Annotated in this window: 17 protein-coding genes; 8 read left to right on the forward strand and 9 right to left on the reverse strand. The window is 69.5% G+C overall.

Annotated elements, in window-relative coordinates; translation table 11 throughout:
• Positions 1–188: 188 nt before the first annotated feature.
• The 3 genes from GGR16_RS10835 (at position 189) to GGR16_RS10845 (ending at position 3,328) form a co-directional block, all read left to right on the forward strand.
• Positions 189–1,226 carry an EscU/YscU/HrcU family type III secretion system export apparatus switch protein gene (locus GGR16_RS10835; RefSeq protein ID WP_019403586.1) on the forward strand — a complete coding sequence of 346 codons (1,038 nt, stop codon included), beginning with the start codon at positions 189–191 and terminating at the stop codon, positions 1,224–1,226.
• Between the two features lie 335 nt (positions 1,227–1,561).
• Complete coding sequence (locus GGR16_RS10840; RefSeq protein WP_246372984.1) at positions 1,562–2,908, forward strand: type II and III secretion system protein family protein; 1,347 nt, start codon at positions 1,562–1,564, stop codon at positions 2,906–2,908.
• Between the two features lie 15 nt (positions 2,909–2,923).
• A complete protein-coding gene (locus tag GGR16_RS10845; RefSeq protein ID WP_019403588.1) occupies positions 2,924–3,328 on the forward strand; it encodes a hypothetical protein in 405 nt (134 codons plus the stop codon).
• Between the two features lie 18 nt (positions 3,329–3,346).
• On the opposite strand, the gene GGR16_RS10850 is transcribed toward GGR16_RS10845, so the two are convergent.
• The 4 genes from GGR16_RS10850 to GGR16_RS10865 form a co-directional block, all read right to left on the reverse strand.
• Positions 3,347–4,159, reverse strand: a complete 813-nt coding sequence (locus tag GGR16_RS10850) for a tetratricopeptide repeat protein (RefSeq protein WP_019403589.1) — start codon at positions 4,157–4,159, stop codon at positions 3,347–3,349.
• Between the two features lie 174 nt (positions 4,160–4,333).
• Positions 4,334–5,344 carry an AraD1 family protein gene (araD1, locus tag GGR16_RS10855; protein WP_019403590.1) on the reverse strand — a complete coding sequence of 337 codons (1,011 nt, stop codon included), beginning with the start codon at positions 5,342–5,344 and terminating at the stop codon, positions 4,334–4,336.
• 17 nt (positions 5,345–5,361) lie between these two features.
• Positions 5,362–7,095, reverse strand: coding sequence for an IlvD/Edd family dehydratase (locus GGR16_RS10860; protein WP_183316607.1), 1,734 nt, complete (start codon positions 7,093–7,095; stop codon positions 5,362–5,364).
• Between the two features lie 28 nt (positions 7,096–7,123).
• Positions 7,124–8,008 (reverse strand): NAD(P)-dependent oxidoreductase, encoded by an 885-nt coding sequence (locus GGR16_RS10865; protein WP_019403592.1) that lies wholly within the window; start codon positions 8,006–8,008, stop codon positions 7,124–7,126.
• Between the two features lie 199 nt (positions 8,009–8,207).
• Here GGR16_RS10865 and GGR16_RS10870 point away from each other — a divergent pair, with 199 nt between their 5' ends.
• On the forward strand, positions 8,208–9,209 hold the full coding sequence (locus tag GGR16_RS10870; protein ID WP_183316608.1) for a LysR substrate-binding domain-containing protein: 1,002 nt from the start codon (positions 8,208–8,210) through the stop codon (positions 9,207–9,209).
• Here GGR16_RS10870 and GGR16_RS10875 read toward each other — a convergent pair.
• From GGR16_RS10875 to GGR16_RS10890, 4 genes are all read right to left on the reverse strand, one after another.
• On the reverse strand, positions 9,191–10,582 hold the full coding sequence (locus tag GGR16_RS10875; RefSeq protein ID WP_484483382.1) for a leucyl aminopeptidase family protein: 1,392 nt from the start codon (positions 10,580–10,582) through the stop codon (positions 9,191–9,193). The genes GGR16_RS10870 and GGR16_RS10875 overlap by 19 nt on opposite strands.
• 157 nt (positions 10,583–10,739) lie before the next feature.
• Entirely contained in the window at positions 10,740–11,234 is a 495-nt protein-coding gene (locus GGR16_RS10880; protein ID WP_019403595.1) for a GNAT family N-acetyltransferase, read from the reverse strand.
• 3 nt (positions 11,235–11,237) lie between these two features.
• On the reverse strand, positions 11,238–11,795 hold the full coding sequence (locus GGR16_RS10885; protein ID WP_019403596.1) for a GNAT family N-acetyltransferase: 558 nt from the start codon (positions 11,793–11,795) through the stop codon (positions 11,238–11,240).
• A 6-nt stretch (positions 11,796–11,801) separates the two neighbouring features.
• Positions 11,802–12,398 (reverse strand): helix-turn-helix domain-containing protein, encoded by a 597-nt coding sequence (locus tag GGR16_RS10890; protein WP_019403597.1) that lies wholly within the window; start codon positions 12,396–12,398, stop codon positions 11,802–11,804.
• 292 nt (positions 12,399–12,690) lie between these two features.
• Here GGR16_RS10890 and GGR16_RS10895 point away from each other — a divergent pair, with 292 nt between their 5' ends.
• Complete coding sequence (locus GGR16_RS10895; protein ID WP_053194034.1) at positions 12,691–13,422, forward strand: tetratricopeptide repeat protein; 732 nt, start codon at positions 12,691–12,693, stop codon at positions 13,420–13,422.
• Between the two features lie 2 nt (positions 13,423–13,424).
• On the opposite strand, the gene GGR16_RS10900 is transcribed toward GGR16_RS10895, so the two are convergent.
• On the reverse strand, positions 13,425–14,660 hold the full coding sequence (locus tag GGR16_RS10900) for a Gfo/Idh/MocA family protein (RefSeq protein WP_026015410.1): 1,236 nt from the start codon (positions 14,658–14,660) through the stop codon (positions 13,425–13,427).
• Between the two features lie 490 nt (positions 14,661–15,150).
• On the opposite strand from GGR16_RS10900, the gene GGR16_RS10905 reads away from it, so the two are divergent.
• From GGR16_RS10905 to GGR16_RS10915, 3 genes are all read left to right on the forward strand, one after another.
• Positions 15,151–16,440 (forward strand): ABC transporter substrate-binding protein, encoded by a 1,290-nt coding sequence (locus GGR16_RS10905; protein ID WP_183316609.1) that lies wholly within the window; start codon positions 15,151–15,153, stop codon positions 16,438–16,440.
• An 85-nt stretch (positions 16,441–16,525) separates the two neighbouring features.
• Positions 16,526–17,404 (forward strand): carbohydrate ABC transporter permease, encoded by an 879-nt coding sequence (locus GGR16_RS10910; protein ID WP_019403729.1) that lies wholly within the window; start codon positions 16,526–16,528, stop codon positions 17,402–17,404.
• A complete protein-coding gene (locus GGR16_RS10915) occupies positions 17,397–18,272 on the forward strand; it encodes a carbohydrate ABC transporter permease (protein WP_026015408.1) in 876 nt (291 codons plus the stop codon). The genes GGR16_RS10910 and GGR16_RS10915 overlap by 8 nt, the downstream gene beginning before the upstream one ends.
• Positions 18,273–18,281 lie beyond the last annotated feature (9 nt).

Raw genomic sequence — 18,281 nt, forward strand, 5'->3', positions numbered from 1 at the left:
CGTAGATAACATAACGTTCAAGGTGTTTATATCAATAAATACGTTGAATATATTCGTGAATAATGAATTTGGCGGCGGCGTATTGATCGATCGTCACGGCCGGGGCGGCCCGTCCCTGCAGCCGCCTCGTCTCTTGCCACCGGGCTTCCGCCGCAAAGCAGCGGCCTGCAGAGCAACGGTACCGCGCAATGGCAGATTCATCCGAAGAGAAGACACTCCCGGCATCCGACAAGAAACTGCAGGATGCGCGCAAGAAAGGCCAGGTCGCCAAGGCCGGCGATCTCGTATCTGCCGCCACCGTGGCAGGGATCGTGCTGCTCGTCAGCGGCCTCTGGCAAAACTGGGCCGAACGGCTGCTGGCGCTTACGGATGCCATGGTGCGGGCCACCGCCACGCCGCACGATCTCGTGCCGGCGCTCATCGAGGCGGGGGCTGCCTGGATCTCCCTGGTCCTGCCTGCCCTGGCGGTCGCCTTCGTCCTTGCCCTGGCGGCGGGCATGGCGGCGACGGGCGGGCCGCTCTTCGCCATGGAAGCCATCAAGCCGAAGCCGGAAACCTTCAGCCCCGCGAGCGCCCTCAAGCGCATCTTCGGGATGCGCGCCTGGGTCGAGATCGGCAAGAGCCTCGTCAAGGTGGTCGTGCTGGCGGCCGCCTTCGTCTCCGTCCTCCGGCTGTGGCTTTCGCCGCTGATGGAGATACCGGCCTGCGGCCTTGCCTGTTTCGGCCCGATGCTCGTCGCGATGCTGAAGGCGACGGCCTATGTCGCGGTGGGCGTGTTCGCCGCCGTCGGCATCGCCGACATCCTCCTGCAGCGCCGCCTTTTCCTGCATGAGATGCGCATGACCAAGACGGAGATGAAGCAGGAGCGCAAGAACCAGGAAGGCGATCCGCACATGCAGGCCGAGCGGCGGCGCCTGCGGCAGGAGCAGGCGCGCATGCCGGTGCGGCTCGGCCTCGCCGCCACGTCGCTGGTGGTCACCGACGGCAAGCATCTCATCGGCCTCCGATACACGCCGGAGGAGGGGATCCCGTCCGTCGTCTTCAAGGCCCAGGGCGCGCGGGTCGCCCAGGCCCTCGAGGAGGCGCAGCAGCGCGGCCTGCGCATCGAGGCCGATGCCGAAGCCGATGTCGTCGCGGGCCTCGCCACCCATGGCCTCGGCGAGCCGCTGCGGGAAAATCTCTTCCGCCCCGTCGCCATGATGCTCGTCCGCGCCGGCGCGCTATGACCGGCGATTCCGCGGTCCCGCCTGTGGATGACTGGGTTTATTGTGGACGACCGGCGCCGTGACAGCATCTGCAAGCTGCCCGCCGGGTGCCGCCATGACGGGCGTCCGCATCTGTATGCCAATTGCGCACGGTTGTCGGGCCAGTCCCGGCGCGAGGGAGCAGCCGCCGACCGGCGCATGCCGGGCGGGTCCGATGCTCCCGCTCCCTGTCAGCAGGTAACAGGCACACCGGGGCGGACGCCGAGCGGGACCGCCGCCGATCGGTGATGCATGCCCGGCTGGCGCAATCGGGCCGGCTGCGGCCCTTCGGGCTGCGACATCAGCAGGGGATCATCATGTTTCTGACCAGATGGTGGCAGCGCAGGGACCGGCTTTGCGTCGGGCCGGCGCGCATAGACCGGCAGACGATGACATATGTGCTGCTGCGCCTCGTCGTCGTGGTTTCCGGCGTGTTTTTCGCAATCACGATCGGAGCGCGGAGCCTGCAGGCGGCGCCCCCGCGGGTTCTCGACCTCTCCGTGAGCCAGGGACGGATGCTGCATCTCGACAGGCCGGCCGCCTCGGTCTTCGTGGCCGATCCGGACATCGCCGACCTCAAGGTCGTCACGCCCAATGCGGTCTACGTGTTCGGCAAGAAGCCGGGCGTCACCAATCTCATCGCCCTGTCCCCCAACAACGAGCTGCAGGCCGAGGTGAGGCTGCGCGTCGTCGTCGACAGTACGCCGCCGAACGAGGCCGTCGGCGCGCTTCAGCCGCAGTCGAACGTCGACGTCTCGCTGTTCGGCAAGCGCCTCGTCGCGCGCGGGAACACGGGCTCCGTGGCCGAGGCGATCGATGTCGGCGAGGTGGCCAACGCCTATTCGCCGGACGGGCAGACGCCCTACAACAGGATGACCGTCGCCGGATCCCAGCAGGTCAACATCCGCGTCCGCTTCGCCGAGATCTCGCGCAACGATCTCACGGTGCTCGGCATCGACTGGAACCTCGCCTTCCGCGCCGGCTTCTTCTCGCTCGGCACGGTCAACAAGGGGGGCGGCGGGAGTGGCGGCTTCGGTTCCGTCAATGTCGACGTGCTGGTGCAGGCCCTGCAGCGCAACGGCATCATGACCGTGCTGGCCGAGCCCAACCTGACGGCCGTGACGGGGCAGGAGGCGACCTTCCTCGCAGGCGGGGAGATTCCCATCCCGGTGCCGGGCCAGAACCAGGCGCTCTCCATCAGCTACAAGCCGTTCGGCGTCTCCCTGGCCTTCACGCCGATCCTCCTGCAGGAGGACCGCATCGCGCTGCGCGTGCGGCCGGAGGTCAGCACGCTGTCCGCGGCCGGTGCCGTCCAGCTGCGCGGGCTCGAAATTCCCGCCCTTTCCGTGCGCCGGGCGGAAACGACGGTGGAGGTGGCGAGCGGCCAGACCTTCGCCATCGCCGGCCTCTTCCAGCGCAACCTCGCCCAGTCGCTGGAGAAGATCCCGATGATCGGCGATCTGCCGGTCCTGGGGGCGCTCTTCCGCTCGCAGAGCTTTCGCCGGGACGAGAGCGAGCTCGTCATCCTCATCACGCCCTACATCGTGTCCCCGGTCGGCGACAAGCGCCTGGCGACGCCGCTCGACCGGCCGCGCCAGGCGCTCGGCCAGCAGGCCGCCGCGCGGGTGGTCAAGGGGCCGTCCTCCGGCCTCATCTTCAAATAACGGCGGAGAAGGACGATGACGATGATTTCGCGGCACTGCGCCGTTGCGGCCGCCCTTGCTGCTGCCCTTGTTGCTGCCCTTGCCATTGCCGGCTGCGCGCGGACGCCGCCCGACTACTCGCCCCATTACGGCAATGCGGCCGGGCGCGCCGGGCGCTCCGCGGTCACCGTGCCGGTCAACGGCCTCGTCCCGGAGGCGTGCATGACCCCCGATCCCACGGAGACGAGCGACCTCGGGCCCTTCCTGCCGCCGGGCTGCGCCAATGCCTACAACCTGATGCGCATGACGGAGCGCCAGCGCGACCTCGTCTACGGCCGCCGCATGGGCCGCGCGCCCGGCCTGCCGACCTTCCGCGCGGCGCAGCAGTACCTGACCGGCGGCGAGCGCGACCCCGGCAAGAGCGTGTCGGCCGACAAGTGACGGGCCGTGCCTCACGTCTCAGATCATCACGGCGCCGAGGGCCGCGCCCTTGGCCCTGGCATCGCCCGAGGTCGCGATTGTCCTCGCCTGGGACAGCAGCTTGTCGACGTCGCCCTGGTCGAGGCCGCGATGGGCCGTCTTCCGCGCCTCGGGGCCCTTGCCGGTCAGGGCGAGCACGAGCACCCGGGCGCGGACGTGCCGCTCCTCCGCCGTCGGCTGGGCGACGACCTCGGCGATGAGCGCCTGTGCTTCGCCGTCGCGGCGGGCGAGGGCGGCGACGAGGGCGAGATTGGTCTTGATGTCGAGGTCCCTGCCATCGAGCGCGAGGGCCTTGCGATAGGCCGCCTCGGCCTCGGCGAAACCGCCGGCGAGAGTGTGGGCGACGCCGAGGCGGTTGTAGGCGGCGGCGCTGCCAACCTGGGGCGCCGCCTTGGCGATGAGCGCCAGGGCCTGCGCCGTCTCGCCCTTGCGCAACTTGGCCGAGCCGAGGCCGAGCAGGACCGCGGCATCCGCCGGCTTCAGCCTGAGGGCGGTGGAATAGGCGCGCTCGGCACGTTCGTTCTCGCCAAGCCGCAGGTAGGCGTCGCCGAGGCGGGCGTGGAGCGCCGCATCGTCGCCGGCGATCTCGCCGGCGCGGTCATAGAGCGCGAGCGCGGTCTGCGTCTCGCCGCGGCCGGCGATATCCTCGGCGAGGAAGATGAGGCGTCCGGCCTGCGACGTCTCAGCCGCGATGGTCGCGGTCGCCTGCGTGCCCGGGCCGGCCGTCATGCAGCCGGCGAACCAGATCGCGAGGAATGCGGCCGTCGCCGCTGATCCAAGCCGGTGACCCATGCAACCCCTCCCGCAATCGACACGTGCGGCGCATGGCAGGGCCGCACATCAAACGTCGTGTCGATTGCTAGTCGACTGCCCGGCCCACGGGCGCGGGCCGGGCAGTCGAGTTGAAGGCAGCTTGTGCACGTGGTGCGCCGGGGGCGGACGCGGTCCGCCCCGGAAAATGGGCTCTCAGGCCTCGCGGACGGCGACGAGGCCCTTTGGCTCGCGGGCGATGGCGAGCGGGTTGCGCAGCGGGCGACCGAAGCCTTCGGCCTCGATCTCGAAGATGTCACCCTCCTGCGTGCGCACCCCGTCGGCAACGCTCAGGGTCGCCGTGCCGAAGTAATGGACGTGCACGTCGCCGGGCACCCGGTGCTCGGCATATTTGAAGTGGTGATGCTCGAGGTTGGCGAAGCTGTGCGACATGTTGGCCTCGCCCGTCACGAAGGGCTTCTCCCACAGCACCGCGCCGTCGCGGCGGATGCGGCTGGTACCACGGATGTCGGCGGGCGGCGGGCCGATGAGCACCTCGGGGCCGAAGGTGCTCTGGCGCAGCTTGGAATGGGCGAGGAAGAGGTAGTTCTTGCGCTCGGTGACGTGGTCGGAGAACTCGTTGCCGAGGGCAAAGCCGACGCGCACGGGCGTGCCGTCCGGGGCGATGACGTAGAGGCCGGCGAGCTCCGGCTCCTCGCCCGCATCCTCGGCGAAGGCCGGGGAGACGAGAGGGGCGCCCGGCGGCACGATGAAGCGGCCGTTGCCCTTGTAGAACCATTCGGGCTGGACGCCGACGGCGCCCGCGGCCGGACGGCCGCCCTCGATGCCCCAGCGGAACATCTTCATGGAATCGGTCAGCGCCGCCTCGTCGGCCTCCACCGTCGACTTGTGCATCTTGTCGCGCGTGTCGGCGCTGCCGAGATGGGTGAGACCCGTGCCGGTGACGTGGCAGCGGGTCTCGTCCGGATGGTCGATGGGCGGCAGCAGGCGGCGGTCGGCGATGACGGCGTCGTAGTCGACGCTCTTGTCGCCGAGCCGCTTGCGCACGAGCTCGACGAGCGGCGTGTTCGCAGCCACCGCGTCGAGCGCCAGCGCATAGACGCTCTGCGTATCGTTGAGCACGGCAAGGCGGCGGCCGTCGTCGGAAGGCACGCCGACGCGCCGCATGCCGGCTTCATCGAAGAACTGAACGAGGCGAAGGGACATCGGCATTCCTCCCGTCATCAATGGTTGTCGCGCGGCACGGCCGAGCCGCTCTTGCCGACGAGGAAGTCGAGGTCGGCACCGTCGTTGGCCTGCAGCACGTGGTCGACGTAGAGCTTGACGTAGCCGCGGTCGGTGTGCGGCGCCGGCGGCTGCCAGGCGGCGCGGCGGCTGGCGAGCTCCTCGTCGGAGACGTGCAGGGTGAGGCTGCGCGCGGCGACGTCGAGCGTAATCATGTCGCCGTTCTGAACAAGCGCGAGCGGCCCGCCGGCGGCGGCCTCGGGTGCCGTGTGCAGCACCACCGTGCCATAGGCCGTGCCCGACATGCGCGCGTCGGAGATGCGGATCATGTCGGTGATGCCCTTCTTGAGGATCTTGGGCGGCAGCGGCATGTTGCCGACCTCGGCCATGCCGGGATAGCCCTTGGGCCCGCAATTCTTGAGCACCATGACACAGGTCTCGTCGATGTCGAGGTTCTCGTCGTCGATGCGGGCGTGGAAGTCCTCGATGTCCTCGAAGACGACGGCCCGGCCGGTGTGCTTCATGAGGTGCGGGGAGGCCGCCGAAGGCTTGATGATGGCGCCGTCGGGAGCGAGGTTGCCGCGCAGCACGGCGATGCCCGCGTCCGGCTTGAACGGCGCATCGAAGCTGTGGATCACCTCGCGGTTCCAGCAGGGCGCGTTCTCGTTGTTCTCCCAGATGGTGCGGCCGTTGACGGTGAGCGCATCCTTGTTGAGGAGGCCGCGCTCGCCGAGCTCGCGCAGCACCGCCGGCAGGCCGCCGGCCTCGTAGAAGTCCTCCATCAAGAAGCGGCCCGACGGCATCAGGTCGACCAGGCAGTGCACGTCGCGGCCGAGCTCATCCCAGTCGTCGAGGTCGAGCTCGACGCCGATGCGGCGCGCCATGGCGATGAGATGGATGACGGCATTGGTCGAGCCGCCGATGCCGGCATTGGCGCGGATGGCATTCTCGAACGCTTCGCGCGTCAGGATCTGCGACAGGACGACATCCTGGTTGACCATCTCGACGATACGCCGGCCGGCCTCGCGCGCGAGGTGATTGCGGCGCGCGTCGACGGCGGGGATGGCGGCGTTGCCCGGCATGCCGACGCCGAGCGCCTCCACCATGCAGGCCATGGTCGAGGCCGTGCCCATGGTCATGCAGTGACCGTGCGAGCGGTGCATGCAGGCCTCGGCCTCGTGGAACTCCTCGATCGTCATCTTGCCGGCGCGCACGTCTTCGCTCATCGACCAGGTGTTGGTGCCCGAGCCGATGTGCTTGCCGCGGTAGATGCCGCGCAGCATGGGGCCGCCGGAGATGCCGATGGTGGGCAGGTCGACGCTCGCCGCGCCCATGAGGAGCGAGGGCGTGGTCTTGTCGCAGCCCATGAGCAGCACGACGCCGTCGAGCGGGTTGGCGCGGATCGATTCCTCCACGTCCATCGAGGCGAGGTTGCGGTAGAGCATCGCCGTCGGGCGCAGCAGCGTCTCGCCCAGCGACATCACCGGGAACTCGAGCGGAAAGCCGCCGGCCTCCAGGATGCCCCAGCGCACGTGCTCGGCGATGGTCTTGAAATGCGAGTTGCAGGGGGTGAGCTCGGACCAGGTGTTGCAGATGCCGATGACCGGGCGGCCGTCGAACTGGTCCTGCGGGAAGCCGCGGTTCTTCATCCACGAGCGGTAGAGGAAGCCGTGCTTGTCCTGCTTGCCGAACCACTCCTGGCTGCGGAGCTTCTTCTTGGTGCCGTTGCTCATGGGGTGAGGGTCCTTGTCCCGGCGTCGATCAGTTGGCGGGGTTGCGGCGCTCGAGCTCCACGAGGAGGCCCGAGTGGTCGAGATCGCCGGCATTGGCGAGGAGGCCGCGGAAGAGGTCGGCGGTCGCGGCCGTGAAGGGCGTCGCCGCCAGGCCGAGGCGCTCGGCGGCATCGAGGGCGTTGTCGATGTCCTTGAGATGCGTGACGGAGCGGCCCTTGGTCGTGAAGTCGCGCTCCACCATGCGGGCGCCGTGCAGGTCGAGCACACGGCTCTCGGCGAAGCCGCCGCGCAGGGCCTCGCGCACCTTGGCCGGATCGGCGCCGCCGCGCGCGGCGAGCATCAGCGCCTCGGCCACGGCGCCGATGGTGACGCCGACGATGATCTGGTTGGCGAGCTTGGCGAGCTGGCCGGCGCCGTGCGGGCCGACGCGCGTCGCCCGGCCCATGGGCGCGAAGACGGGAGCGATGCGGTCGAAGACCGCCTCGTCGCCGCCCACCATGATGGCGAGCGTGCCCCCTTCGGCGCCCACCGTGCCGCCGGAGACGGGCGCATCGAGATAGGCGATGCCCTTTTCGGCGAGGCGCGCCGCATGGTCCTGGGCCTCGGCGGGCTTGATCGAGCTCATGTCGATGAGAACGGCGCCGGGCCGCATCGCGCCGGCGACGCCCTGGGCGAAGACGACGTCCTCGACGATGGGGCCGTTCTCCAGCATGGTGATGACGATGTCGGCCTCCGCCACCGCCTCGGCGGCGCTCGCCGCGACACGGGCGCCGAGCGGGGCGAGCGCCTCGGCCTTCTCGCGCGAGCGGTTCCACAGGACGAGCGGCCAGCCGGCCTCGATCAGGCGGCGCGCCTGGCGCGCGCCCATGAGGCCGAGGCCGAGAAAGGCGACGGTCGGCTTATAGTCGGTCATCGATCCATCCTCGAACATTCCTCCGATGCATCCGGCCGGCTCTGAACTCTAAGAAGAGACCGTTTTACCGACTGGATTGCGATGCAATCTGATCGGAACGGGCTCTAGGCGGCGCAGCTCTTGAGAATGGCTCTAGACGAAAGATCGATAACCGCCTAATCGCTTTCTTCGATCAATCGATATGAAAATGGATATCGACATGGCGACAGGGGAACGGGCGAGGGCCGCCGCGTCACCGGCGCTGGAGGCGGCCGTGCGGCGGTTCAAGCTGCGCCAGCTGCAACTGCTCGTCGCCATCGGCGAACACGCGAACCTGCATCGCGCGGCGGAGGCGGTGCACATCAGCCAGCCGGCGGCGTCCAAGCTGCTCGCCCAGGTGGAGGAGGCGGTGGGCACCAGCCTCTTCGAGCGCCTGCCGCGCGGTCTCAGGCCGACTGCGGCCGGGGACGCGCTGCTGCGCCGGGCCGGCAACATCGTCGCCGAGCTGTCGGCGGCGGGCGAGGAGCTGGCGGCCATCGCCAGCGGCCGCGGCGGGCGCGTGCGCCTCGGCTCCATCGTCGGCGCCGTGCCGGGCCTCATCAGCGCCACGGCCGTGTCGCTGCACCGTGCGAGCGATCCGATCGCGCTGTCGCTCGTTCTCGGCACGAGCGGCACGCTGCTCGCGGCGCTGCGCGAGCGGCGGCTCGACCTCGTCGTCGGGCGCATCCCGGTGACGAGCGAGCGGCACGACCTGTCGTTCGAATTCCTCGTCGACGAGCGGCAGGTGGTGGTCTGCCGGGCCGATCACCCCATCGCCGCGCGGGCGGCGGACCTTGCGCTGCGCAACCTCGAGCTGCGCCGTCTCATGGACGGGCCCTGGGTGGTGCACCCGCCGGGCAGCGTGCTGCATGCGCGTTTCGAGGACATGCTGCGCCGGGCCGGCCTGCCCTCGCCGGTGCAGGCGATCGAGACCGATTCCGTCGACATCACCATCAACCTGCTGCTGGCGGGCGACTTCCTCGCCGTGCTGCCGCGCAACACCGTGGCGCCGTGGATCGAGCGCGGCTTTCTCGCCGTCCTGCCGGTGGAGCTGACGCTCGACCTCGGGGCGGTCGGCATCATCACGCTCGTCGACCGCCCGCTGTCACGGGCGGCCGAGCGTGTCGTCGAGGGCCTGCGGCGCCATGCGCAGGCCGGCGAAGGTCAGCCGAGCGAGCCGTAGCGCTCCCTGAGATAGGCGTAGAGCGCCCGCGCGCCCTGGACCTCGCCGCCCTCCGGCCGCCCGGGCTTCGTCGAGGGGTTCCAGGCATAGATGTCGAGATGGGCGTAGGCCGTCGCCTTCTCGACGAAGCGCTGGAGGAAGAGCGCGGCGGTGATGGCGCCGGCGAAGCCGCCGCTCGAGACGTTGTTCACCTGCGCGACCTTCGATTCCAGCATGGAATCGTAGGCGCCCCACAGCGGCAGGCGCCACAGCGGGTCGTTGACGGCGAGGCCGAGGCGCTGCAGGTCGCCGGCGAGGCCCTCGTCGCGGGTGAAGAGCGGCGGCAGGTCCGGGCCGAGGGCGACGCGCGCGGCGCCGGTCAGCGTGGCGAAATCGACGATGAGCTCAGGCGCCTCCTCGTCGGCGAGGGCGAGTGCATCGGCGAGGATGAGCCGGCCCTCGGCGTCGGTATTGCCGATCTCGACCGTGATGCCCTTGCGGCTCTGAAGGATGTCGCCGGGCCGGAAGGCGGCGCCGGAAATGGCGTTCTCGACCGCCGGGACGAGAAGGCGCAGACGCACGGGCAGGCGCGCGTCCATGATCATCTGGGCGAGCGCGATGGCGGCCGCCGCCCCGCCCATGTCCTTCTTCATCAGCAGCATGGCGCTGGAGGGCTTGATGTCGAGCCCGCCGGTGTCGAAGGCGACGCCCTTGCCGACGAGGGTGATCTTCGGCGCATCGGCCGCGCCCCAGGTGAGGTCGACGAGGCGCGGCGGCACCGCCGAGGCGCGGCCGACCGCATGGATCATCGGCAGGTTCTGCTTCAGGAGCTCGTCGCCGACGATTGTTCGCACCTCGGCGCCGAAGCGCGTGCCGAGCGCCCGGATCGCCTCCTCGATGCCGTCCGGGCCGAGGTCGTTGGTCGGCGTGTTGACGAGGTCGCGCCCGAGCGTCACCGCCTCGGCGATCCGCGCCAGCTCGTCGCCGTCGACGCCCTCGGGCAGGACGATGCGGCAGCCGCCGTCCTTCTTGTCGCGGTAGCGCTCGAAGCGATAGGCGCCGAGGAGGAAGGCGAGCGTGGCCGTCTCGGCGGTGCCGGGCGGCAGCGTGGCGAAATGATAGGTGCCCTCGGGCAGGAGGCCGGGCAGCTTGCCGGCCAGGAAGGGGTCCGCCCGGCGGCTGTCCGCCGTATCCATGCCGAACAGCACGGCCGCGATGGCGCCCTCGGCATCGGGCAGCGCGAGGTAGCGTCCCGGCTTCGGCTCGAAGCCGTGCGCCTCGGCGAAGGCGCGGGCGCTCGCCGGCAGGCTGTCGCGCACGCCCGGCCAGCTCTCCGGCTGCACGAGGTGAACGGCGATGGAAGGGGTGTCGATGGCGGCGACGAGCGCGTGCACGGTCACGGGTCCTCCTCGATGAACTTGTCGTCGATAGCACGGGCGCGGTGCCGCCGCGAGGGCGGCGGGGCGGACGAGCGGGACGGGTGTGCATCGCTGCGGCAGGGGGAGATTCATGCGAGGCGGCCGTCCATCTGCGCTGCCGCGTGGCGCAGGATCACAGATCCTTCTGCATCATGAGCAGGTCGAGCGCGCGGCCGAACTTGCGGCCGATCCCCTCGAGGCAACCGACCTCGCGGAAGCCGAAGCGGGTGTGGAGGGCCCGCGAGGGATCGTTCGGCAGGCCGATGGCGGCCACCATCACGGCGCGCCCGTCGCGCCTCGCTTCCGCAATGAGCGCCTCCATCAGGGCGGCCGCGACGCCTCGGCGCTGGACGTCGTCGCGCACATAGATGGAATTCTCGACCGTGCCGTCATAGCCAGCGCCGGTGCGAAACGGCCCGTAGGTGGCGAAGCCGGCGACCTCCGCCGAGGGCAGGTCCGCGACGAGGATCGGAAAGCCCTTTTGCGTGCGCTCGCGAAACCAGCCGAGCCGCTCGTCGAGATCGGCGGGCTCGTAGCGCCAGATGGCGAGGCTGTTGAGGATGTGGTGGTTGTGCAGGGCGAGGATGGCGGGAATGTCCGCCTCGCGCGCAGGACGAATGGTCGGCATGGATCAGAGCTTCTTGTAGAAGAAGGTGGTGGCCGCGGGCACGCCGTCGGTCGCGAGCGCATGGTCCGGCACCACCCCGAACGCGTGCCAGCCGCAGGCGCGGTAGAGGGCTTCGCCCGCGCTGCCCGTCTGCGTATCGAGGAGGAGGAGCGTGCGACCGGCGGCGCGAGCCGTCTCCTCCGCCGCCCTCAGCAGGCGCTTGCCGATGCCGCGGCGGCGGTGGCTCGCGAGCACCAGCATCTTGCCGATCTCGGCCCGGTGCGGCGCATTGGGCTGGTGGGCATAGGTGAGGATGACGGTGCCGACGATGCGGCCGTCCTCCTCCGCAACGAAGAGCACGCGGCTGCCGTCACTGATGCCCGGCAGCTGGCCGCGCCAGAAGGCGGCAGCCTCCTGCGCCGTCAGACCGGCGAGGAAGTTGACCGAGGCGCCGTGCACCACGGCATCGACGAGTACGGCGGCGAGCTCGCCCAGGCGGGCGATCGCCTCGCCGGCCGTCAGCGGGCGGATGGCGGCGGAGTCAGTAGGTGATCCTTCGGCGACGGTGGCGGCTTCGTTCATGGCGTCTCAGCCCTTGCGCTCATCGACGGGGGCGAGCACGACGGCGTAGCGCACCGGCCGCGTGCCCGGGTTGCGGTAGACGTTGGGGCGGTCGAGCCGCATGTGCAGGCAGTCGCCCGTGTGGAGCAGGAAGACCTCGTCGCCGACGGTCTTCTCCAGCGTGCCGTCGAGCACCCAGACATGCTGGTCGATGCCGCGCGACAGCCACGGGTGGTCGAAGGCGACCCGCGCCCCGGGCGGCAGCGTCACGTCGACGATCTCGACCGGCGAGCCGGTGCCGGAGGGCGAGACGGCGCGCCGCACGTAGCCGGTTTCGGGATCCTGCCAGACGGGCTGCTCCCCGGCCCGCTGCAGGGGGCTCGCCACAGGCGCCTCGCGTGCAAAGAGCGAGGCGAGGCTCACGCCGAGCCCGGCGCAGAGCCGGCCGAGCAGTACGGCGGTGGGGCTCGATTCCCCGCGCTCGATGCGGGAGATCATGGCACGGCTGATGCCTGCCTGCTCCGCGAGTGCGTCGAGCGTCAGCCCCGCCTTGCGGCGCAGCCCCTTGAGCCTGCGCCCGAGCGCCCTGGCGATATCGTCGTCCGTGAGCGGCTGTTCCATCATATGAGAATGATGTTCTCGCATATTGGAATCTGGAAGCCCGAAGAATGAGCAGGGGTGCCTGCGCAATAGGCATAGGGCGCTGCCGACCTGCCGCCGGGCAGCCGAAGCGACGACCGAGGCGCGGTTCTTCCCCCCGCCGGCCCCGGTTAACGCCTCGTTAGGGTTAACGATCTATCAATGGCATCGGGCGCATTGATGCGATGTCAGTATGGGGGCGATCATGGCGGCTCAATCCTGCAGGCCGACTGCGGCTCGGCGGCGTGCGTCGGTCGTTCTCGGGCGCTCGGTGGCGATGGCGGTCCTTGCGCTTTCGCTCGGCGGCTGCCTGTCGCGCGGGGACGTCACCGGTTCCATCGGCCTGATCGGCTCGCGTGCGGCCGAGCCGCAGGCGCCGACGGCGCGTGGCGAGGCCGAGTGGCGCGCCGCCGCGCAGGACTGGGGCAAGCGCTACGAGGCGCGGCCGACGGACAAACAGGCTGCGCTCAATTACGCGCAGGCGCTGCGTGCGCTCGACCAGCGCTCGCAGGCCGTCGCGGTGCTGCAGCAGGCGGCGCTGCACAGCCCCAAGGACCACGAGGTGCTCGCCGCCTACGGCAAGGCGCTCATCGACGTCGGGCGCTTCAAGGAGGCGGAAGGGGTGCTCGCCCGCGCCCATACGCCGGACAAGCCCGACTGGCGCGTCCTGTCGGCGCAGGGCACGGTGGCCGACCAGCTCGGCGACCATGCGGCGGCCCAGCGCTACTACCTCACCGCCCTCAAGATCGTGCCGGGCGAGCCGAGCGTGCTGTCCAACCTCGGCCTGTCCTACGCCCTGTCGAAGCAGCCCGCCGAGGCCGAGCGCGTGCTGCGGCAGGCGACCGCCCATCCGCAGGCGGACGGGCGCGTGAAGCAGAACCTGGCGCTGGTGCTGGGGCTGCAGGGCAAGATGGGCGAGGCCGAGCAGGTATTGGCCCAGAGCCTGCCGCCGTCCGAGGTCGCCGCCAACATGGCCTATCTGCGCCAGGCGGCCGGTCGGCGCAGCTGACCTCAGGCGGGCAGGGGCGGCACGGCGCAGGCGCCACCCTTCGTCGCGCTCTCGAGCGCGGCGATGCCGCACAGCACCGACATGGCACCCGCGCGGGATCCGGCGCGCTGGCGCAGCCTGTCGTCCGCGCCCGGCCTGAAGATCATGTCGCGCATGCGGTTGTCGCCGCCGTAATGGCCGCCCGGCTCGTGCGGCACGCGGATGCGCTCGACACCGCCGCCGAAGCTGCGGATCAGCAGGATCTCGTCGACCGCCGGCGCTTCCCACGGCTGCTTCTCGTATTGCCGCAGCTCGATGCGGCCGCGGTGGCCGTTGAAGGCGATGTGGTGGCCTTCCACCGGCATGTAGGTGTTGAGCGAATAGGACACCTGCACGCCGCTGGCGTAGCGGATCGTCGCCGTCATCGTGTCGGGGATGTCGATCTCCTCGCGATAGACGCAGGCGTCGCGGAAATAGCCGTCGACCGCGGAGGGCTCCTCGTAGAGCGTGTCGAGGAAGGGATCGGCCGAGAGGTCGAGATAATAGTCGCACCTTGCCTTGTGCGGGCAGGTCCGGCAGCGCTCGCCGCGGAACGGCCCCTTGCGGCCGTAATGCAGCAGCTCGCCGTGGGCCTTCACCTCGACGGGGTCGGAATCGAGGTACCAGTTCAGCAGGTCGAAATGGTGCGTCGCCTTGTGCACGAAGAGGCTGCCCGAGCGGGCGCGGAAGGCGTGCCAGCGGCGGAAGTAGTCGGCTCCGTGCTGGTTGTCGAGGTACCAGTGGAAGTCGACCGAGGCGACCTCGCCGATGGCGCCGGCGTCGATCAGCTCCTTGATGCGGGCGGCGGTGGGCGCGAAGCGGTAGTTGAAGGACACGTCCACCCGCCGACCGGTGCGCTGCTCCGCCGCGCGGATGCGCTCGATCTTCTCGGCCGTCGTCGTCAGGGGCTTCTCGCTGATGACGTCGGCGCCCGCCTCGAGCGCCTTGACGATGATGTCGTCATGGGTGTCGTCCGGCGTGCAGACGACGACGAGCTCGGGCTTCAGCTCGGCCATCATCTGCTGGAAGTCCGCATAGAGCGGCGCGGCCGAGCCGATCATGGCCCGGGCCCGCTCCGCCCGCATCGGGTTGAGATCGCAGATGCCGACGAGTTCGACATAGTCGCCCCAGCCCGCGAGCAGTTCGCGGCCCCACATGGTGGTGCCGCGATTGCCCACGCCGACGAGCGCGTAACGGGTGCGGTTGGAACCCTCAGCCATGACCGTTTCCTCCTCCGCCGGAGGCGCAGACGCCATCCGGGGCAGCATCCGCGCCGCGGTTCCCGGGCGCCGGTTCGCAGCGGCATTTTGTAACTGGTTGGTGATTTGTGGAAGCCGAAAGCGTTCCCTGTCAAGAGGCGAAAGGGCGCTCCCGCCGCGGCGCGGCACCGGGCGCGGCGCAGGCACGCGCGATTCCCGCGGTGCCGGATGCCCGCACCGCTCAAAAAGCAGGCAAACGGTCGGGCTTGGCCATGTACCGTCCCGCGTGGCCGCTTCACAGGGGCTCGGAAGGGCAAGAGCCCGGCCATGATGGACCTCGTCGGCCGCAGGATGCTCCAATGGCCGGAGCGGGCATTTTGCGCCGGGTGCGATCGGCGCTTGACAAAGCGCCCCGCCACGGTCACGTTTGTAACTGAACGGTTATAAAACGGCGAAAAAGCCGATATCCCGTCCCGCTTCCGGCGGGGATGTCCTGAGGGAGGACACGCGAATGTCGATCACGCTCAGCAGGCGAAGTGTACTTTCCGGTGGCGCGGCGGCCCTGTCGCTCGCGGCGTTCGGCGGCGGTCCGGCATGGGCCCAGTCGGCGCGCCTGCGCTTCCTGTGGTGGGGCTCGCAGGAGCGGGCGGACCGCACCTTCAAGGCGATCGAGGCCTACAAGGGCGTCGCCTCCGACGTGTCGATCACCGGCGAGTTCGCCGGCTGGAGCGACTACTGGCCGCGCCTCGCCACCCAGGTCGCCGGGCGCAACGCGCCGGACCTCATCCAGATGGACTACCGCTACATCTTCGAATACGCCCGGCGCGGGGCGCTGAAGCCGCTCGACGATTATCTCGACAAGTCCCTGAACATCGCCGACTTCGGGCAGATGAACATCGATTCCGGGCGGGTCGACGGCAAGCTTTACGGCGTCAATCTCGGGGTCAACTCGAGCATCGTCCTCTACGACGAGGCGGCGTGGGAGAAGGCCGGCATCGAGCCGCCGAAGCCGGGAACGACCTGGGAGGAATTCGCCGAGAAGGGCGCGGCGCTGAGCGCCAAGAAGACGAAGCCCGGCTTCTATGCCTCGGCCGATGCGAGCGGCGTCGAGCCCGCGCTCGAGAACTGGCTGAGGCAGCAGGGCAAGGCGCTGTTCACGGCGGACGGAGCGCTCGGCTTCGAGCCGGCGGATGCGGGGAAGTGGTTCGCCATGTGGGCCGAGATGCGCAAGAGCGGCGCCTGCGTGCCCGCCGACGTGCAGGCGCTCGACCAGCTCAACATCGAGACCAACCCGCTGACGACCGGCAAGGCGGCCACCGCCTTCGCCCATTCCAACCAGTACATCGGCTATCAGAAGCTCAACAAGTCGCGCCTCGGCGTCAGCTCCTATCCGAAGGTGAGCGCCGAGTCGCCGTCGGGCCACTATCTGAAGCCCTCCATGCTCATCAGCGTGGCGAACGGCTCCGCCCATGCGGATGCGGCGGTGGCCTTCGCCAATTTCCTCGTCGCGAATCCGACCGGTGTCGAGATCCTCGGCGTCGAGCGCGGCGTGCCGGCCTCCGAATCGATGCGCAACGGGCTGGCGCCCAAGCTCAACGACCTCGATTCGGTGATGGTGAAATACATCGCCGACATCACGCCCGGTGTCGGCGCGCTGCCGCCGCCGCCCCCGCCCGGCGCGGGTGAGCTCGCTTTCGCGCTGAAGCGCGTCGCCGAGGAGGTCGGCTTCGGCCGGGCGACGCCGGAGGCCGGCGGCGAGAAGCTGGTGCGCGAAGCCCAGACCATCCTGAAGCGCGGCTGAGGCGCCGGCCATGACGGTTCATCCCACCGTCTGGGTGGACGAGGCCCGCCCCGCCGCCGCACCGCGACGGGGCGCCCTGAGGCGGATGCTGGCCCGCAATGCGCCGGGCTATCTCTTCCTCGCCCCCTGGCTCATCGGCTTCTTCGGCCTGACGCTGGGGCCGGCGCTCGTCTCGCTCTACCTGTCCTTCACGAACTACGACCTCCTGCGGGCGCCGGACTGGGTGGGAGCCGCCAATTACGTGCGCATCGCGACGGACGATCCGAAATTCGCCGCCGCGATGCGGGTCACCTTCATCTATGTCGTCCTGTCGGTGCCGCTGAAGCTCGTCTTCGCGCTCGCCGTGGCCATGGCCTTCAACCGCGGCATCCGCGGGCTCACCGTCTACCGCGCCATCTTCTACCTGCCGTCGCTGCTCGGCGGATCGGTCGCCATTGCGGTGCTGTGGCGCCAGCTCTTCGCCTCCGACGGCCTCGTCAACATGCTGCTCTGGAAGGCCTTCGGCATCGAGGGGCCGAGCTGGGTCTCCAATCCCGACTATTCGCTCTATACGCTCGTCGTCCTCTCCATCTGGCAGTTCGGCTCGCCGATGATCATCTTCCTCGCCGGCCTCCGGCAGATCCCGACCGACATGTACGAGGCGGCGGAGATCGACGGGGCGGGCAAGGCGCGCCAGTTCTTCAAGATCACGCTGCCGCTCCTGACGCCGGTCGTCTTCTTCAACGCGGTCATCCAGACCATCGAGGCGTTCAAGGCCTTCACCCCGGCCTTCATCATCAGCGAGGGCACGGGCGGGCCGATCAACTCGACGCTGTTCTACACGCTCTACCTCTACCAGGAGGCCTTCGGCTTCTTCCGCATGGGCTATGCCGCGGCGCTCGCCTGGATCCTGCTCGTCATCATCGCGCTGTTCACGGCCTTCTCGTTCCTCAGCGCGCGCTACTGGGTGCACTACGATGACTGACGCCACCGTCACGGCCGCCCCGCCGTCACGCGGCCGGCGCTCCCGCACACGCTCCTTGCTGATCCACGGGGCGCTCATCGCCGCGTCCATCGCCATGCTCTATCCCATCCTGTGGATGGTCTCGGGCTCGGTCAGGCCGCAGGACGAGCTCTTCGGCACGACCTCGCTCATTCCCTCGAGCGTCGATTTCGGCAGCTACCTGCGCGGCTGGATGGGGCTGCAGGTGAGCTTCGGCCAGTTCTTCTGGAACTCGCTCGTCATCTCGGTGCTGGCGACCATCGGCAACGTCCTCGGCTGCTCGCTCGCCGCCTTCGCCTTCGCGCGGCTGCGCTTCGGCGGGCGCAACTTCTGGTTCGCGCTGATGCTGGGCACCCTGATGCTGCCCTATCACGTGGTGCTCATCCCGCAGTACATCCTGTTCCTCGAGCTCGGCTGGGTAAACACGCCGCTGCCGCTCATCGTGCCGAAATATCTCGCCACGGACGCCTTCTTCATCTTCCTGATGGTGCAGTTCTTCCGCGGCATCCCGCGCGAACTGGACGAGGCGGCGGTGATGGACGGCTGCGGCCCCTTCCGCATCTATTTCCGCATCATGCTGCCGCTCTCGCTGCCCGTGCTGGCGACGGCGGCGATCTTCTCCTTCATCTGGACGTGGGACGATTTCTTCGGCCCGCTCATCTATCTCAACGACATCAACACCTACACGGTGCAGCTCGGCCTGCGCTCCTTCGTCGACTCGACCGGCACCTCCGACTGGTCGGCGCTGTTCGCGATGTCGAACCTGTCGCTCGTGCCGGTCTTCCTCTTCTTCCTCTTCTTCCAGCGACTGCTCATCGAGGGCATCGCCACCACCGGCATGAAACGCTGAGGCCCCGCG

Origin of the sequence: Chelatococcus caeni (assembly GCF_014196925.1) — a bacterium.
Lineage (GTDB): Bacteria > Pseudomonadota > Alphaproteobacteria > Rhizobiales > Beijerinckiaceae > Chelatococcus_A > Chelatococcus_A caeni.

What these genes read in the sequence shown, in the direction of transcription:
- GGR16_RS10885 (WP_019403596.1), bottom strand. Translation starts at nt 11,795, where the DNA reads ATGAACGAAGCCGCCACCGTCGCCGAAGGATCACCTACTGACTCCGCC.
- GGR16_RS10870 (WP_183316608.1), top strand. Translation starts at nt 8,208, where the DNA reads ATGGCGACAGGGGAACGGGCGAGGGCCGCCGCGTCACCGGCGCTGGAG.
- GGR16_RS10915 (WP_026015408.1), top strand. Translation starts at nt 17,397, where the DNA reads ATGACTGACGCCACCGTCACGGCCGCCCCGCCGTCACGCGGCCGGCGC.
- GGR16_RS10835 (WP_019403586.1), top strand. Translation starts at nt 189, where the DNA reads ATGGCAGATTCATCCGAAGAGAAGACACTCCCGGCATCCGACAAGAAA.
- GGR16_RS10840 (WP_246372984.1), top strand. Translation starts at nt 1,562, where the DNA reads ATGTTTCTGACCAGATGGTGGCAGCGCAGGGACCGGCTTTGCGTCGGG.
- araD1 (WP_019403590.1), bottom strand. Translation starts at nt 5,344, where the DNA reads ATGTCCCTTCGCCTCGTTCAGTTCTTCGATGAAGCCGGCATGCGGCGC.
- GGR16_RS10865 (WP_019403592.1), bottom strand. Translation starts at nt 8,008, where the DNA reads ATGACCGACTATAAGCCGACCGTCGCCTTTCTCGGCCTCGGCCTCATG.
- GGR16_RS10845 (WP_019403588.1), top strand. Translation starts at nt 2,924, where the DNA reads ATGACGATGATTTCGCGGCACTGCGCCGTTGCGGCCGCCCTTGCTGCT.
- GGR16_RS10910 (WP_019403729.1), top strand. Translation starts at nt 16,526, where the DNA reads ATGCTGGCCCGCAATGCGCCGGGCTATCTCTTCCTCGCCCCCTGGCTC.
- GGR16_RS10900 (WP_026015410.1), bottom strand. Translation starts at nt 14,660, where the DNA reads ATGGCTGAGGGTTCCAACCGCACCCGTTACGCGCTCGTCGGCGTGGGC.
- GGR16_RS10860 (WP_183316607.1), bottom strand. Translation starts at nt 7,095, where the DNA reads ATGAGCAACGGCACCAAGAAGAAGCTCCGCAGCCAGGAGTGGTTCGGC.
- GGR16_RS10895 (WP_053194034.1), top strand. Translation starts at nt 12,691, where the DNA reads ATGGCGGTCCTTGCGCTTTCGCTCGGCGGCTGCCTGTCGCGCGGGGAC.
- GGR16_RS10850 (WP_019403589.1), bottom strand. Translation starts at nt 4,159, where the DNA reads ATGGGTCACCGGCTTGGATCAGCGGCGACGGCCGCATTCCTCGCGATC.
- GGR16_RS10880 (WP_019403595.1), bottom strand. Translation starts at nt 11,234, where the DNA reads ATGCCGACCATTCGTCCTGCGCGCGAGGCGGACATTCCCGCCATCCTC.
- GGR16_RS10905 (WP_183316609.1), top strand. Translation starts at nt 15,151, where the DNA reads ATGTCGATCACGCTCAGCAGGCGAAGTGTACTTTCCGGTGGCGCGGCG.
- GGR16_RS10890 (WP_019403597.1), bottom strand. Translation starts at nt 12,398, where the DNA reads ATGATGGAACAGCCGCTCACGGACGACGATATCGCCAGGGCGCTCGGG.